The organism is Pseudomonas aphyarum (assembly GCF_028657055.1).
Lineage (GTDB): Bacteria > Pseudomonadota > Gammaproteobacteria > Pseudomonadales > Pseudomonadaceae > Aquipseudomonas > Aquipseudomonas aphyarum.
Window position 1 is genome coordinate 14,343 of the sequence record NZ_JAMDGS010000021.1, and the last position, 15,741, is coordinate 30,083.

Below are 15,741 nucleotides of genomic sequence, written 5' to 3' on the forward strand. Positions count from 1 at the left end.
ATCGCGGTGCTTTTGTGGGAGCGCGCTTGCTCGCGAGGGCCTCGCCGCGATTTCGACTCGATTTGTTGTCCGCTTGGTCAGCCTTTTGCATTGCCCTCCCCACACACAACAAAAGGGAGTTCGCGTTCATGCAAAAACGTCCACTGCAAACACTGCTGTGCATCGCCATGGGCCTTGGCCTCAGCCTGAGCGCCAGTGCCGCCGACCCACTGAAAGTCGGCTTCGTCTACATCGGTCCCATCGGCGACCACGGCTGGACGTATCAGCATGAACAGGGGCGCAAGGCGCTGGCGGAAAAACTCGGTTCGCAGATCACCACCAACTACGTGGAGAACGTCGCCGAAGGCGCCGATGCCGAGCGGGTGATCCGCAACATGGCCAAGGACAACTACGACCTGATCTTCACCACCTCTTTCGGCTACATGAACCCGACGGTGAAAGTCGCCAAACAGTTTCCCAAGGTGACCTTCGAACACGCCACCGGCTACAAGCAGGACAAGAACCTCGGCACCTATCTCGCGCGCACCTACGAGGGTCGTTACGTCGGCGGTTTCCTCGCGGCGAAGATGACCAAAACCAAAAAGATCGGCTACGTCGCCTCGTTCCCGATCCCCGAAGTAATCCGCGATATCAACGCCATCCAGCTGGCCCTGAACAAGTACAACCCTGGCACCGAGATCAAAGTGGTGTGGGTCAACTCGTGGTTCGACCCGGGCAAGGAAGCCGACGCCGCCAACGCGCTGATCGATCAGGGCGTGGACGTGGTGTTCCAGCACACCGACAGCCCGGCGCCGATCCAGGCCGCCGAACGACGTGGTGTCTATGCCGTGGGCTACGCTTCGGACATGGCGCACTTCGGGCCGAAAGCGGTACTGACCTCGATCGTCAACGACTGGGCGCCGCACTACATTCAGGCGACCCAGAGCGTGATCGACCACAACTGGAAATCCCAGGACTACTGGGGCGGGTTGAAGGAAGGCACGGTCGAATTGCCGATCAGCGATCTGGTGCCGGCACCGGTGAAGGCAGAAGCCGAGCAGATCATCGCCGACATCAAGAGCGGCGCCCTGCAACCGTTCACCGGGCCGATCAAGGATCAGGCCGGGGCCGAGAAAATCCCGGCGGGGGTCAGTGCCACCAACGCCGAACTGGCGTCGATGAATTACTACGTCGAAGGCATGAAGGCCGAGATGCCGAAGTAATTTTTTGTCAACCACCCAAAACCCTGTGGGAGCGGGCTTGCTCCGGGCGGCGTTCCGACGAAAGCGGTGTGTCAGGCAACTCATGTATCAACTGATACGACGCCTTCGCGAGCAAGCCCGCTCCCACAGTTGGATCTCTGCGTATTCAAGGATTGTGTATGGATCAGCTTCCAATCATCGACATCAGCCCGCTCTACTCCGCCGACCAGAACGCCTGGCCCGCCGTCGCCGAACAGATCGACCACGCCTGCCGCGAATGGGGCTTTTTCTACATCAAGGGCCACCCGATTTCTGCGCAGCGCATCGAATCCCTGCTCGATCACGCACAGCGCTTCTTTGCGCAACCGGCAGAAGAAAAACTCAAGATCGACATCACCCAGACCGTCCATCACCGAGGCTACGGCGCCATCGCCACCGAACAGCTCGACCCGGACAAACCCAGCGATCTCAAGGAAACCTTCGACATGGGCCTGCACCTGCCGGCCGATCATCCCGAGGTGCTGGCAGCAAAACCCTTGCGTGGCCCCAACCGTCATCCGGCGATTCCAGGTTGGGAAACACTGATGGAGCAGCACTACCTCGACATGCAGGCCCTCGCGCAAACCCTGTTGCGGGCCATGACGTTAGCGCTGGGCATCGAGCGAGACTTCTTCGATACACGCTTCAACGAACCGGTCAGCGTATTGCGAATGATCCACTACCCGCCGCGCCACACCGCCAGTTCCGCCGAGCAGCAAGGGGCCGGCGCGCACACCGATTACGGCTGCATCACTTTGTTGTATCAGGACGCAGCCGGCGGCTTGCAGGTGAAAAACGTCAAAGGCCAGTGGATCGACGCGCCGCCCATCAACGGCACATTCGTGGTCAACCTCGGCGACATGATGGCGCGCTGGAGCAACGACCGTTATCGCTCGACCCCGCACCGGGTGATCAGCCCGCTCGGCGTGGATCGCTACTCGATGCCGTTCTTCGCCGAGCCGCACCCGGACACCCGTATCGAATGCCTGCCCGGTTGCCAGGACGCACAGCATCCGGCGAAATATCCGACCACCACCTGCGCCGAATTCCTGCTGTCGCGCTTCGCCGATACATACGCCTATCGACGGGAGCAGGAAGCGGTGTGATGGATCGGTTGGTCAGGTTTTGCCAATTGTTTCGGCAGGCATCTGTAGAATGCCGTCATTGCACCTGATGAGAAAAGAATATGTACGACTGGCTCAACGCCCTGCCCAAGGCCGAACTGCACCTGCACCTCGAAGGCTCGCTGGAGCCCGAGCTGCTGTTCGCCCTGGCCGAACGCAACAAGATCGCCCTGCCGTGGAGCGACGTCGAAACCCTGCGCAAGGCTTACGCCTTCAACAACCTGCAGGAATTCCTCGACCTGTATTACCAGGGCGCCGACGTGCTGCGCACCTCCCAGGATTTCTACGACCTGACCTGGGCCTACCTGCTGCGCTGCAAAGAACAGAACGTGATTCACACCGAGCCGTTCTTCGATCCGCAGACCCACACCGACCGTGGCATCCCGTTCGAAGTGGTGCTCAACGGCATCGCCGCCGCGCTGAAGGATGGCGAGCAGCAACTGGGCATCACCAGCGGTTTGATCCTGAGTTTCCTGCGCCACCTGAGCGAAGACGAAGCGCAAAAAACCCTCGACCAGGCGCTGCCGTTTCGTGATGCGTTTGTCGCTGTAGGTCTGGACAGCTCCGAGATGGGTCACCCGCCAAGCAAGTTCCAGCGCGTGTTCGATCGTGCCCGTCACGAAGGTTTCCTGACCGTCGCCCACGCTGGCGAAGAAGGCCCGCCGGAATACATCTGGGAAGCCATCGACCTGCTGAAAATCCAGCGTATCGACCATGGCGTGCGCGCCATCGAAGACGAGCGCCTGATGCAGCGGATCATCGACGAGCAGATCCCGCTGACGGTATGCCCGCTATCGAACACCAAGCTCTGCGTGTTCGATCACATGTCGCAGCACAACATCCTCGACATGCTCGAGCGCGGCGTGAAGGTCACGGTGAACTCCGATGACCCGGCGTACTTCGGTGGTTACGTGACCGAGAACTTCCACGCGCTGCACACTCACCTGGGCATGACCCAGGATCAGGCCAAGCGCCTGGCGCAGAACAGCCTGGATGCGCGGTTGGTGAAACCGTAACAGCACAAAGCCGTTCGAACACGCGCGTGTTCGAACGGCTTTCAGGTCTCAGCGCACAACTGCTTCCGTCAGCTCTTCGAGCGTCTTGCCCCGGGTCTCCATCCCGAACAGCCACACCACCCCCGCCGCAATCGCAAAACACAGCGCCCCCAGCGCAAACACCCCGCCCTGCCCGGTGATCGGGAACACCAACCCGGTGACCAACGGCCCGAGCAGCGAACCTACGCGGCCGATGGCCGAGGCGAACCCCGAGCCCGTCGCCCGCGCCGAGGTTGGATACAGTTCCGGCGTGTAGGTGTAGAGCACCGCCCACATGCCGAACAGGAAAAACTGCATCAACAGGCCCGTGCCGATCAGCAGCGCCACGTTGCCGCCAAACACTGCGCTTTGTCCGTACAGAAACGCCATCACCCCGCCGCCGAGCAACGTGACGATGCACACCGGCTTGCGTCCCCAACGCTCCACCAGCCAGGCCGCCATCAGGAAGCCGGGAATCCCGCCGAGGGAAATCAGCACCGTGTAATACACCGACTGAGTTACGGCGAAACCCGATTGTTGCAACAACGCACTGAGCCACGAGGTCAGGCCGTAGAAGCCGAGCAACGCGAAGAACCACAGGCTCCAGATCATCGTCGTGCGCTGGCGATACAGCGGTGACCAGATCTGTTTGAGCGCCGAAAGGAAATGGCCCGGTGGAGTCACGCTTCGTGGCAGACGAACCGGCTCCGGCAATGCCGCACCGCCGAGGGATGCCTGAACCCGCGCCTCGATCCCGCGCAAAACCTTGTCCGCCGCGTCATGCTTGCCGGCCTGCTCCAGCCAGCGCGGCGACTCGGGAATGAAAAAGCGGATCGCCAGCACGAACACCGCCGGCACCGCCAACACCAGAAAGATGTCGCGCCAGCCAATCAACGGCAGCAGGAAATACGACAGCACCCCGGCAGCCACGAAACCCAGCGGCCAGAAACCGTCCATCAATGCGATGTAGCGACCCCGGCGCTGGGCAGGAATCAACTCCGACAACATCGACTGGGCAATCGGAAACTCCATGCCCATGCCGATGCCCAGCAGGATGCGAAACAGCGTCAGGCTCTCGACCGTCTGCGCCGTGGAACACAGGTAACTGGCCACGCCCCACAGGACGATGCTCCACTGGAACACCGGTTTGCGACCGAACCGATCAGCCAACAGACCGGATAGCGACGCCCCCAGCACCATGCCGAAAAAACTCGAACTGGCCAGCAGGCCAGCCTGCGCACTGCTCAGGCCGAACTCGGCTTTGATCGAGCCGAGCAGGAAGGTCATCATCGCCAGATCCATGGAGTCGAAGAAAAACGCCAGGGCGATGATGATGAAGATGATCCGGTGATAACCGCTGACTGGCAGGCGCTCCAGTCGATCTGCCGCGCTGAAGTTTCCCGTGTCCATGCCACCTCCTCAATCCGAAAAGTCCCCGGATCGAGTGTGCGCGATAGCGGTTGCGCGCCTGTGCCAGATGCGACGTGTTCGCAGCCGTTGACGACGTTCAGTTGCTGTTCCGTGGAAGAAAGCGCTCTACAACGCCATTTCCAGCTCGGTTTCACAGGCGAATCGATGAATTTCCCGCTGGCCCGCCGCCGTCAGTTGCAGGGCTCTGGAATCGTTGGGCAGCACCAGCCAGCCCGACTGCATGAACAGCTGCAGCAACGCCGCCCCCAACGAGCCTCCCATGTGCGGGCGACGCTCGCTCCAGTCCGGACAGGCGCACGCCACCTGGGCGTTGCGGTGGGCCAGCGCCTGGATGTACACCCCGCGCCCGGCCAGTTGAGTCGAGCCTTTGTGCGTGACCACCACTCTATGCTCGAGCTGCTCGATCCAGCCGGCGTCGAGCAGGCGCTGGTACAGGTCGGCGGCCAGCGTTCCGCCCAGATGGTCGTCGCAAAACCGCGCGCGCAGCAGTGACGAAGGCGCGGCCTGGGGTCTGACGACCGGCGAGGCACGCTTGAACACGTCGGGGATTTCTCGCGGAGCGCTGGCCAACGTGGCGCTGGCCAGGGCTTCGATGGCCGCGCCGATTTCGGGAGCCGCCAGGCGGAAGAAGCGTTTGCGACCGCGCGCCTCGACCTTCAACAGACCGCCAGCGGACAAACGCCCCAGATGCGCACTGGCCGATGACGGCGAAAGCCCCGCCAGCAACGCCAGTTCCTCGGTCTGCCGCGCCGAGCCATCCATCAGCGCCCACATCATTGCGCTGCGTTTGGGATCGGCCAGCAACGTGGCGATCTGGCTGATGCAAGGTGCATGTTCCATCTATTCACTCCCTGTTGAATCATATCGTCTACAGCTCATAGACATCTTGACCAGTAATCAGTCGTCGGCCAAGGCGCGTAAAATGCCTTCAGCCAAGGCGAGGCAACGCGCCGCAGCAAGGAAACCGCAGTACTGTCGCGACCCTCGTTCCTCTTCCGCCGGTTCCGGTCTGATCATTCTCGTACCGACCTTTTGGTGCGGGCATCAGGCGGTCGCTAGTATAAGCGGGTTGCTCGCTGCGTCCTGCGCCGGAGCTGACACGGCTGGTGATTGTTCCTGAGAGAAATTTCGCTATTTACCTGCGACTAATGATCAATCTTTGTGAAAACGGGAAATCGGCTACTCAGTTCGGCGCAACGGCTGGCGAGCATTTCCCTCAGAAGGTTCACCGGCTTACTCAATTGTGCGCGATGGGCGCACAGCAAATTCAGCGGAGCGCGTTCGCAGAGCAGCTCCGGCAACAGCACTTTCAGCCGCCCCGCCAGCACATCACCGGCCACATCGAGCCACGATTTGTAGGCGATGCCGGCTCCCGCCACCGCCCACAGACGCACCACATCGGCGTCGTCACTGAAGCGGTCGCCACTGACGGTCAGGCCGACCTCGCGCTTGCCGTCGCGGAAACTCCAATGGTCGTGCACCCGGCCACCGAGCATATAAAGCAGGCAGTTGTGCTGGGCGAGCTGTTCCAGATGCAGCGGCTCGCCGTGCCGGGCCAGGTAGGCGGGTGATGCACACAGCACCCGTCGGTTGTGCGGGGCAATCGGCAAAGCCACCAGACTGGAATCCTCCGGCTCGCCATAGCGCAAGGCGATGTCTACCGGCTGGCGAAACAGATCGGCGATGCGGTCACCCAGCAGCAGGCGAACCGTCAGTTTCGGGTGTTCGCGCTGAAAATCGTCGAGCCACGGCAGCAGCAGGTTGCGACCGAAGTCCGAAGGCGCCGACAGCTGCAGAATCCCGCTGACCTGATCCTGCCCGCTGGCCAGCAGACGCCGCCCCTCATCGAGGTTGCTCAGCGCCGCCCGGGCGTACTCGAGAAACCCTTCACCTTCGGCCGTCAGCCGCAGGCTGCGAGTGGAGCGCGCCAACAACCGTGCGCCCAGTTGCTGCTCGATCCGCTTGAGCGCGGCGCTGGCCACGGCGGCGGACATGTCCATCACCCGCGCCGCCGCCGACAGACTGCCCAGATCCGCCGCACGGACAAACAACTGCAAGTCATCGAAACGCAGCATCTCAGCCCCGATTATCAAAAAAATATTGAAAGAGACTGCTCTTTTAGCCGGTTTTATCTCCGGCAGAAATAGCCAATCATGCCATCCATCGAATTCATCCCGTCCCGGAGTCGAACATGTCCCAGCCCTTCACCGCCATCGCCACCCTGATTGCCCGACCTGGCCAGCAGGACGCCCTCGAACAGCACCTGCGCGCCCTGATCGAACCGACCCGCGCCGAAGCCGATTGCGGTCAGTACGAACTGCATCAGGACCTGGCCAACCCGCTGGCCTTCTACATGATCGAGCAGTGGGCCAGCGACGAAGCCCTGCAAGCCCACGATGCCAGCGCCCATATCCAGCATTTCCGCAGCCAGGCCGAGGCGTTCCTCGAACACTTCGAACTCAAGCGTCTGCGCGTCATCGCCTGAAGCCTTCCTTTATTCACTTTCGGAGTTCCCCATGAAAGCCATCGCCTATTACGCCTCGCTCCCGATCAGCGACGAAAAATCCCTGCAAGACATCGAACTGCCGGAACCGGTAGCCGGCCCGCGCGACCTGCTGGTGGAAGTCAAAGCGATTTCGGTCAACCCGGTCGACACCAAGGTTCGCCAGAACGTCGCGCCGGAAGGCGGTGCCGCCAAGGTGCTGGGCTGGGACGTGGCCGGTGTGGTCAAGTCGGTCGGCAGTGAAGTGACATTGTTCAAGGCCGGCGACAAGGTGTTCTACGCCGGCTCCATCGCCCGGGCCGGTGGCAACAGCGAACTGCACGTGGTGGATGAGCGGATCGTCGGCCATATGCCGAAAACCCTCGGTTTCGCCGAAGCCGCCGCCCTGCCGCTGACTGCCATTACCGCTTGGGAATTGTTGTTCGAACGCCTGCAGATCCGCGAAGGCAACACCGATGAAGGCCAGAGCCTGTTGATCGTCGGCGCGGCCGGCGGCGTCGGCTCGATCCTGACCCAACTGGCCAGCCAGTTGACCGGGCTCAAGGTGATCGGCACCGCCTCCCGCCCGGAGACCCGCGACTGGGTGACCGAGCTGGGCGCAAACCTGGTGATTGATCACAGCCAGCCGTTGAGCGAGGAACTGAAACGCGCCGGTGTCACCCACGTGACCCACGTCGCCAGCCTGACCCAGACCGACCAGCACCTGGACCAACTGGTCGAGGCCCTGGCGCCGCAAGGCAAACTGGCGCTGATCGACGACCCGAAAGCGCTGGACGTGACCAAACTCAAGCGCAAGAGCCTGTCGCTGCACTGGGAGTTCATGTACACCCGCTCGCTGTTCGAAACGCCGGACATGATCGAACAGCACAAACTGCTCAACCGGGTGGCCGGGCTGATCGACAGCGGGACCTTGAAAACCACGGTTGGCGAGCACTTCGGCACGATCAACGCGAGCAACCTGCGCCGCGCCCATGAACTGCTGGAAAGCGGCAAGGCCAAAGGGAAAATTGTTTTAGAAGGTTTCTAAAATTCAGAAGACCGCAGCCTTCTCCAGCCTCCGATGTGGCTGGCTCGGGGGCTGCGGTGTTTTTTTGCCGTCAGTCAGATGCTTGACCCTTGTCACAATTGCGATCGTATTCAGGACTACAATCGAGTCCTCTGCGATGCAATCTTTTACGTACGGGAGGTCAGCAATGAAGATCCTGATAAAAGAAGTGGCAAAGTCCCAGTGGCAAGTTCGTCTCGACCAGCACGCCGTGACCTTCCGCAGTGAGGCCGAAGCTCGCGCCTTCACTCGCACCCTCGAAGCGCGTATCTACGCGCCCCACCAGATTCCCGACCTCGGCCAGCAACGCGCTGTCGGCTGAGTTCTTCCGTTCAGGCTTCGGCCTGCGCCTTTGCGAGCGCCCGGGCATTCTGCATGCGCCGGGTGAGCATTGCTGCGCACACCACAAGCAAACCACACAGGCTGATGACGATTGCCATCGGCACGGCGGTGCCATCGTGCAGGATCCCCACCAGCGCCGAAGCCCCGGCGGCGACGCTGAATTGCATGCTGCCGAGCAACGCTGAAGCACTGCCGGCGCGACCGCCCTGCCCGTTCATCGCACACGCTGCCGCATTGGGGCTGATGCAGCCAAGGCTGGCCACGCAGATGAACAATGGAATCAGCAGTGGCCACAGCGCCTCGGTGTGCAAGGCGCTGACCGCGAGCAGCGCCAGCCCGGCGCTCAGATAAACCCAGACTGCCCGCGACAGCAGGAAGGCCGGACCACGCTTGGCCAGCAATCGCGCATTGACCTGTGCCACCAGAATGAACCCGGCCGCGTTGGTGCCGAACAGCCAGCCAAAGTGCTCGGCCGGTACGCCATACAACTTGATGAAAATGAACGGCGAACCGGCGATGTAGGCAAACATCCCGGCGATGGCGATGCCGCCGGTCAGGGCATGGCCCATGTAGACCGGATCCGCCAGAAGCCGACCGTACTGACGCAAAGCGCCGGACAACGGCTGACGCGGAACATGCGCCGGCAGACTTTCCGGCAGGCCGAGGGCCACCGCCAGTCCGGCCAAGGCACTGAAACCGGTCAACACCAGGAAGATCGACTGCCATCCCGACGTGTTCACCAGCAGCCCGCCGAGCATCGGCGCCAGAATCGGGGCCAGCCCCATCACCAGCATCAGTTGCGAGAAGACTTTCGCCGAACCCACCGCATCGCATTTGTCGCTGACCACCGCCCGGGCAATCACCATCCCCGCACAACCGCCCAGCGCCTGCACGAGCCGCGCGCCGATCAGCCATTCCAGATTCGGCGCATAGGCGCAGGCCACTGACGCCAGCGTGAACAGCGTCAGACCAATGAGCAGCGGAATCCGCCGGCCGAAGCGATCCGCCACCGGCCCGTAAGCCAGTTGGCCGATGGACAGGCCGAAGAAGTAAGCCGACAGCGTCAGCTGGACGTGTTTCTCATCGGTGCCGAACGCCAGCGCCATGGTGGGAAATGCGGGTAGATAGAAGTCGATCGCCAGCGGACCAAAAGCGGTCAGGGCACCGAGAATCAGAAGGGTACGGAAGTTCATCAGGCGTCCACGTTCGGCAGGCATTGGGAGGGCACTTTAGTAGAGAGTGCAGCCCGACAGTCTAGCCGCGCGAAGACGCCTTGAACATTCCGGTAGCTCGCTAACTATTAAAAAGATCAGGCGAGTTTGATCGCATAACCTTCTTCGCTGATCGCTGCGATGACCTGCTCGGCGCTCAACGCACTTTCGACGCCGACTTCCTTCGCCGCCAGATCGACCCGCACACTGGCGGCCGGATCCTTGCTCTGCACCGCCTGGGTGACGGCTTTGACACAGTGACCGCAGGACATGCCTTCAACAGTGAACACTTGCATGGAATGACTCCTTTGAGTGAGGTTGCCGGCAGTTTCGGGCTTGCCACGATGGCAAGGTCAAGTTCTGCAAAAAACTGCCGGGCTGGCAATCGTCGCCGCGCTCGGCCAAGCTGCATGCATCAATGACATGAATTCAGGAGATTCAGCCATGCGCTGGTCAGCTTTCAGCCTGTTTGGCTTTCTCAGCCTCTTTGCCGCGATCCCTTCGGTGCATGCCGCCGGGGAAGATTACGGGGTGCTGATCATTTCCCGCGAGCGACTGGAAGTTGCGACCTCGTGCGAAATCGGCGTGTACATCCAGGATCAACTGTCGGCGCGCCTGTTCCAGGAGCAAAGCACTTCGTTCAACCTGCCGCCGGGCAATGTCTCGCTGCGCCTGAAACTGCTGCCGGGACAAATGCCGGGCTGCAACCCGGGCATGCTCGCACCGGGTTCGCAGGAGATCAGACTGCATGCCGGCGACATCCTGAAATTCCGCATCGCGATGAATGCGGAAGGCATGTACCTCAAGCCGACCGGCCTCGGTTACTGACGCTTTCGGATTGGCGCTTGACCTTGCCAGCATGGCAAGGTTGATCCTGTAGGCATCCACTACAGGGAGTACGACCGATGTCCGATTCCATCACGTTCGATCTGCCCATCAGCGGCATGACCTGCGCCAGTTGCGCCGGCCGTGTCGAGCGGGCGCTGAGCAAAGTCAGCGGCGCCAGTGCTGTCAGCGTCAACCTCGCCACCGAACAGGCCCGGGTGCAGGCCCCTGGCGACAGCCTGCCGGCACTGATGGAAGCGGTTGAGCGCGCCGGTTACAGCGTGCCGCAGCAAACCATGGAATTGAACATCGACGGCATGACCTGCGCGTCCTGCGTCGGACGCGTCGAACGCGCCCTGAGCAAAGTGCCGGGGGTGAAAAGCGTCAGCGTCAACCTCGCCAATGAACGCGCCCACCTCGAATTGCTCGGCGCGGTCGACCCGCAAACCCTGATCGCCGCCGTGAGCAAGGCCGGTTATTCGGCCAGTCTCTTCGAACTTGAACACCAGACAGACAATCGCCAAAAACGCCTGAACCATGAACGCTGGGCGCTGATCTGCGCCATCGCCCTCGCCTTGCCGCTGGTGCTGCCGATGCTGCTGCAACCGTTCGGCATTCACTGGATGCTCCCGGCCTGGGCGCAGTTCGCCCTCGCGACCCCGGTGCAATTCATCTTCGGCGCGCGTTTTTATGTGGCCGCGTGGAAAGCCGTGCGCGCCGGCGCCGGCAACATGGACTTGCTGGTGGCGTTGGGCACCAGCGCCGGTTATGGCCTGAGTCTCTATGAATGGGCGACCGCTGCCGGGCGCATGCCGCACCTGTATTTCGAGGCCTCGGCGGTGGTCATCGCGCTGGTGCTGCTCGGCAAATACCTGGAAAGCCGCGCCAAACGCCAGACCGCCAGCGCCATCCGCGCACTGGAAGCCTTGCGACCGGAGCGGGCGATTCAAGTCATCGATGGCCGCGAACAGGACGTCGCCATCAGCGCCCTGCGCCTCGGTGACCTCGTATTGGTCAAACCCGGCGAACGCTTCCCGGTGGACGGCGAAGTGCTGGAGGGCCACAGCCACGCCGATGAAGCGCTGATCAGCGGCGAAAGCCTGCCAGTGCCCAAACAACCGGGCGACAAGGTCACCGGCGGTGCGATCAACGGCGAAGGCCGCTTGCTGGTAAGCACCACGGCGCTTGGCGCGGAAAGCGTGCTGGCGCGGATCATCCGTCTGGTGGAGGACGCTCAGGCAGCGAAGGCACCGATCCAGAAACTGGTGGATAAAGTCAGTCAGGTGTTCGTGCCGACCGTGTTGCTGCTGGCCCTTGCCACGCTGATCGGCTGGTGGCTGTACGGCGCACCGCTGGAAACCGCGTTGATCAATGCCGTCGCGGTGCTGGTGATCGCCTGCCCGTGTGCCCTCGGTCTGGCGACACCGACCGCGATCATGGCCGGCACCGGCGTCGCCGCCCGTCACGGGATTCTGATCAAGGACGCCGAGGCACTGGAACGTGCCCATGAAGTCAGCGCCGTGGTATTCGACAAGACCGGCACCCTGACTTCTGGCACGCCGCGCATTGCGCATTTCAGCGCAATCGACGGTGACGAAAGCGCCCTGCTGACAGCGGCCGGCGCGCTGCAACGCGGTAGCGAACATCCACTGGCCAAAGCCGTGCTGGATGCCTGTGCCGAACGGAGCCTGAACGTACCGGATGTGGGCGACAGCCAGTCCCTGACCGGGCGCGGCATCGCCGGCAGCCTCGACGGCCGGCGCCTGGCGCTGGGCAACCGGCGCTTGCTGGAAGAAAGCGGTCTGAACGCCGGAAACCTGAGCGAATCCGCCAAGGCCTGGGAAACCGAAGGTCGCACGCTGTCGTGGTTGATCGAGCAAAGTCCGCAGCCCCGCGTACTCGGGCTGTTCGCCTTCGGCGACACCCTCAAGCCCGGCGCGCTGCACGCGGTGCAACAACTGGCGGCGCAGCACATCCACAGCCACCTGCTGACCGGCGACAACCGCGGCAGCGCCCGGGTGGTTGCCGAAGCGCTGGGCATCGAAAACGTCCACGCCGAAGTGTTGCCGGCGGAAAAGGCTGCCACTGTCGCCGAGCTGAAGAAAACCGGGGTCGTGGCCATGGTGGGCGACGGCATCAACGACGCACCGGCGCTGGCCGCCGCGGACATCGGCATCGCCATGGGCGGTGGCACCGACGTGGCCATGCACGCCGCCGGCATCACCCTGATGCGCGGCGATCCACGGCTGGTGCCGGCCGCACTGGAAATCAGCCGCAAGACCTACGCGAAGATCCGCCAGAACCTGTTCTGGGCCTTCGTCTACAACCTGATCGGCATTCCGCTGGCGGCGTTCGGCTTCCTCAATCCGGTGCTGGCCGGTGCGGCGATGGCCCTGTCGAGCGTCAGCGTGGTGAGCAATGCGCTACTGTTGAAAACCTGGAAACCCGAGGATCTGGAGGACAACCGATGAACATCGGCCAAGCGGCCCGTCACAGTGGCCTGAGCGCGAAGATGATCCGTTATTACGAGTCGATCGGTCTGCTCAAGGCTGCCCATCGCACCGACAGCGGCTATCGCGTCTACGGCGACGATGACCTGCACACGCTGGCATTCATCAAGCGTTCGCGGGACCTGGGCTTTTCGCTGGAGGAGGTCGGCAAGCTGCTGACCCTCTGGCAGGATCGCCAGCGCGCCAGCGCCGATGTGAAGGCCCTGGCACGCCAGCACATCGACGAGCTGAATCAGAAGATCCGCGAACTCGGCGAACTGCGCGACACCCTGCAGGATCTGGTCGAGCATTGCCACGGCGACCATCGCCCGGACTGCCCGATCCTCAAGGAACTGGCGTCGGGCTGCTGCGCGCAACCCGTTCGCGCCTGAGCAACAGGACTTTCATCGACAGCACTGTGGCGAGGGGAATGCCGTGGAACAGCAACACCACGGCACCCGGCGCCCACCACTCATAGAACGGTGCGGCGATCAGCATGCCGACGCCAAACCCGGTCATCTGCAACAGCGTCAGGAAACTGAAAATCGGCAGGCGCAGCGGCTCCGGTTCCCGTTGCAGCCGTGACATCAGGCCGACTTCCGAGAAACCGTCGCCCAGTCCGGCCGGCAGCGAAAACAGCAACAGACCGACGACGCTGTGCTGCTGGAACATCAGGATGAAACCGCAGGACATCAGCAGCACGCCACCGAAATAGCGGCGCTCCAGATGGATGTTTTCCGAGCCATTGAGGCGACTGGCGATCCGCGCGCCGAGCAGCTTGCCGGCGGCCCAGACCGCGAGCATCAGGCCCAGCGTGGTGCTGGCGGAATCCGGCGTGAGCAGTTTGGAAATGATCGGGAATCCGACGTTATGAGCAGCGCTGCCCAAGGTGTCGGCCATCGTGATAGCCAACATCGCGGCCACCACCGGAGCGCTACGCAGGCCTTGCAACAATGCCGACCATTCACCCTGTTTAGCGCTGGATTCAGCCACTGGCTCCGGCGCGCTGAACCGCAGCGGCGCAATCAACACTGCCGCCAGCAGATAGGTCAGCGCATTCAGCGCAAACACCGTTTCAAAACCAAACCCCGCGACCAGCAACCCGGACACCAGACTGCCGCCGACCATCGCCATGGACGAGGCGGACGTGATCCAGGCATTGGTCTTGAGCAACTGCGCCGGCTCGATCAAGCGCGGCAACTGGCTGTTGAGGCCGATGGCGAACATCGAATTGCCAAAGCCCAGACCGAACGCGATCAGCGGCAGCAACAACGCCTGCTGACTGACCGGCACGATGAGCAACAGCCCGAGCACAGCGGCGCGCAGCAGATCGAACGCAATCAACGGCAGACGGCCACTGCATCGACGATAAAACGCGGTGCCGATCAGGCTGGCGAAAATCCCGCCGCCCACCCGACTGGCGAGAAAAATCCCCACGCTCATCGCGCTGTTGCTCAGCAGATAGACATAAGTGGCCAGCGCAACCATGTTGAGGAACGCGCCGAAATCGGAAATCAGCCGGGCCGTGATGATCAGCCGGGCATTGCGGGAAGTGGTGGTCACAATCAATCCTTGAATGTGTAAAACCCGGCCGAAGCCGGGTTTTCTTTTTCAGATGCTCACTGCATCCACGGTGGCGGAGGCGGTTCGTCGGACTTGCCCTTGGGCTCGTCGTCCGCCGCGCGGATGGCTTGCTTGCGCTCCTCATCCAGACGCGCCGCTTCGATCTCGCGCAGCACCCCGCCGACATCGGCCAGGTCCTCGGGATCGTCGAACTCGCCGGTCAGCACGCTGGCCGGGTGCAACGTACCCGCTTCGTACAACGCCCACATTTCCTTAGCGTATTTGGTCTTCTTCAACTCCGGGGCGAACCGGCCGAAGTACGAAGCCATGTTGCCGACGTCACGCTCGAGCATGCTGAACGCGTGGTTGTTGCCGGCGGCGTCCACCGCTTGCGGCAGGTCGATGATGACCGGCCCGGTCGGCGTCAGCAGCACGTTGAACTCCGAGAGGTCACCGTGCACCAGACCGGTACACAACATCAGCACGATCTGCGAAATCAGGAACGCGTGATATTCGCGGGCCTGATCCGGTTCCAGCACCACGTCGTTCAGACGCGGCGCGGCATCGCCGTATTCGTCGGCCACCAGTTCCATCAGCAGCACGCCTTCGAGGAAGTCGTACGGCTTGGGCACTCGCACCCCGGCGTTGGCCAGGCGGAACAGCGCCGCGACCTCGGCGTTCTGCCAGGCGTCTTCGGCTTCCTTGCGCCCGAACTTGGAACCCTTGGCCATCGCCCGGGCCTGTCGGCTGTTGCGAACCTTGCGGCCTTCCTGATACTCGGCCGCCTGGCGGAAACTGCGTTTGTTCGCCTCCTTGTAGACCTTTGCGCAACGTAACTGATTGCCGCAGCGCACCACATAAACAGCTGCTTCTTTGCCACTCATGAGTGGGCGCAGCACTTCGTCGACCAGACCGTCCTCGATCAGGGGTTCAATGCGTTTTGGAGTCTTCATC

At 62.4% G+C, this 15,741-nt stretch carries 16 protein-coding genes; 9 read left to right on the forward strand and 7 right to left on the reverse strand.

From position 1 onward, the window contains the following. Positions 1-128: 128 nt before the first annotated feature. The 3 genes from M5G18_RS27480 (at position 129) to M5G18_RS27490 (ending at position 3,360) form a co-directional block, all read left to right on the forward strand. The gene (locus M5G18_RS27480; protein WP_007958504.1) at positions 129-1,202 is read left to right on the forward strand and encodes a BMP family ABC transporter substrate-binding protein; all 1,074 of its coding nucleotides are present in this window, start codon (positions 129-131) and stop codon (positions 1,200-1,202) included. Between the two features lie 158 nt (positions 1,203-1,360). Further along, positions 1,361-2,326, forward strand: a complete 966-nt coding sequence (locus tag M5G18_RS27485; protein ID WP_273899092.1) for an isopenicillin N synthase family dioxygenase — start codon at positions 1,361-1,363, stop codon at positions 2,324-2,326. 80 nt (positions 2,327-2,406) lie between these two features. Continuing rightward, a complete protein-coding gene (locus tag M5G18_RS27490) occupies positions 2,407-3,360 on the forward strand; it encodes an adenosine deaminase (RefSeq protein WP_007958502.1) in 954 nt (317 codons plus the stop codon). 48 nt (positions 3,361-3,408) lie between these two features. Here the strand turns inward: M5G18_RS27490 and M5G18_RS27495 are convergent, their stop codons facing one another. The 3 genes from M5G18_RS27495 to M5G18_RS27505 all read right to left on the reverse strand — a co-directional run bounded on the left by M5G18_RS27495 (position 3,409) and on the right by M5G18_RS27505 (position 6,884). After that, on the reverse strand, positions 3,409-4,788 hold the full coding sequence (locus M5G18_RS27495; protein ID WP_273899093.1) for an MFS transporter: 1,380 nt from the start codon (positions 4,786-4,788) through the stop codon (positions 3,409-3,411). A gap of 126 nt (positions 4,789-4,914) precedes the next feature. Further along, a complete protein-coding gene (locus tag M5G18_RS27500; protein WP_007958496.1) occupies positions 4,915-5,649 on the reverse strand; it encodes an ArsR/SmtB family transcription factor in 735 nt (244 codons plus the stop codon). A 305-nt stretch (positions 5,650-5,954) separates the two neighbouring features. Then, a complete protein-coding gene (locus M5G18_RS27505) occupies positions 5,955-6,884 on the reverse strand; it encodes a LysR family transcriptional regulator (RefSeq protein WP_273899095.1) in 930 nt (309 codons plus the stop codon). 116 nt (positions 6,885-7,000) lie between these two features. Here M5G18_RS27505 and M5G18_RS27510 point away from each other — a divergent pair, with 116 nt between their 5' ends. The 3 genes from M5G18_RS27510 to M5G18_RS27520 all read left to right on the forward strand — a co-directional run bounded on the left by M5G18_RS27510 (position 7,001) and on the right by M5G18_RS27520 (position 8,679). Then, on the forward strand, positions 7,001-7,294 hold the full coding sequence (locus tag M5G18_RS27510) for a putative quinol monooxygenase (protein WP_273899096.1): 294 nt from the start codon (positions 7,001-7,003) through the stop codon (positions 7,292-7,294). A gap of 31 nt (positions 7,295-7,325) precedes the next feature. Beyond that, on the forward strand, positions 7,326-8,339 hold the full coding sequence (locus M5G18_RS27515; RefSeq protein WP_273899098.1) for a zinc-binding alcohol dehydrogenase family protein: 1,014 nt from the start codon (positions 7,326-7,328) through the stop codon (positions 8,337-8,339). A gap of 166 nt (positions 8,340-8,505) precedes the next feature. Next, positions 8,506-8,679, forward strand: a complete 174-nt coding sequence (locus M5G18_RS27520) for a hypothetical protein (RefSeq protein ID WP_170929593.1) — start codon at positions 8,506-8,508, stop codon at positions 8,677-8,679. Between the two features lie 10 nt (positions 8,680-8,689). On the opposite strand, the gene M5G18_RS27525 is transcribed toward M5G18_RS27520, so the two are convergent. Both M5G18_RS27525 and M5G18_RS27530 read right to left on the reverse strand, forming a co-directional pair. Beyond that, on the reverse strand, positions 8,690-9,892 hold the full coding sequence (locus M5G18_RS27525; protein WP_273899123.1) for a multidrug effflux MFS transporter: 1,203 nt from the start codon (positions 9,890-9,892) through the stop codon (positions 8,690-8,692). A gap of 116 nt (positions 9,893-10,008) precedes the next feature. After that, positions 10,009-10,206 (reverse strand): heavy-metal-associated domain-containing protein, encoded by a 198-nt coding sequence (locus M5G18_RS27530; RefSeq protein WP_273899100.1) that lies wholly within the window; start codon positions 10,204-10,206, stop codon positions 10,009-10,011. Between the two features lie 148 nt (positions 10,207-10,354). Here M5G18_RS27530 and M5G18_RS27535 point away from each other — a divergent pair, with 148 nt between their 5' ends. The 3 genes from M5G18_RS27535 (at position 10,355) to cueR (ending at position 13,616) form a co-directional block, all read left to right on the forward strand. Then, the gene (locus M5G18_RS27535) at positions 10,355-10,738 is read left to right on the forward strand and encodes a hypothetical protein (protein ID WP_273899101.1); all 384 of its coding nucleotides are present in this window, start codon (positions 10,355-10,357) and stop codon (positions 10,736-10,738) included. 77 nt (positions 10,739-10,815) lie between these two features. Beyond that, complete coding sequence (locus tag M5G18_RS27540) at positions 10,816-13,206, forward strand: heavy metal translocating P-type ATPase (protein WP_273899102.1); 2,391 nt, start codon at positions 10,816-10,818, stop codon at positions 13,204-13,206. Further along, positions 13,203-13,616, forward strand: a complete 414-nt coding sequence (cueR, locus tag M5G18_RS27545; RefSeq protein WP_273899103.1) for a Cu(I)-responsive transcriptional regulator — start codon at positions 13,203-13,205, stop codon at positions 13,614-13,616. The genes M5G18_RS27540 and cueR overlap by 4 nt, the downstream gene beginning before the upstream one ends. On the opposite strand, the gene M5G18_RS27550 is transcribed toward cueR, so the two are convergent. Beyond that, positions 13,570-14,787, reverse strand: coding sequence for an MFS transporter (locus M5G18_RS27550; protein WP_273899104.1), 1,218 nt, complete (start codon positions 14,785-14,787; stop codon positions 13,570-13,572). The genes cueR and M5G18_RS27550 overlap by 47 nt on opposite strands. A gap of 56 nt (positions 14,788-14,843) precedes the next feature. Then, on the reverse strand, positions 14,844-15,740 hold the full coding sequence (locus M5G18_RS27555) for a PA4780 family RIO1-like protein kinase (protein ID WP_011332300.1): 897 nt from the start codon (positions 15,738-15,740) through the stop codon (positions 14,844-14,846). Position 15,741 lies beyond the last annotated feature (1 nt).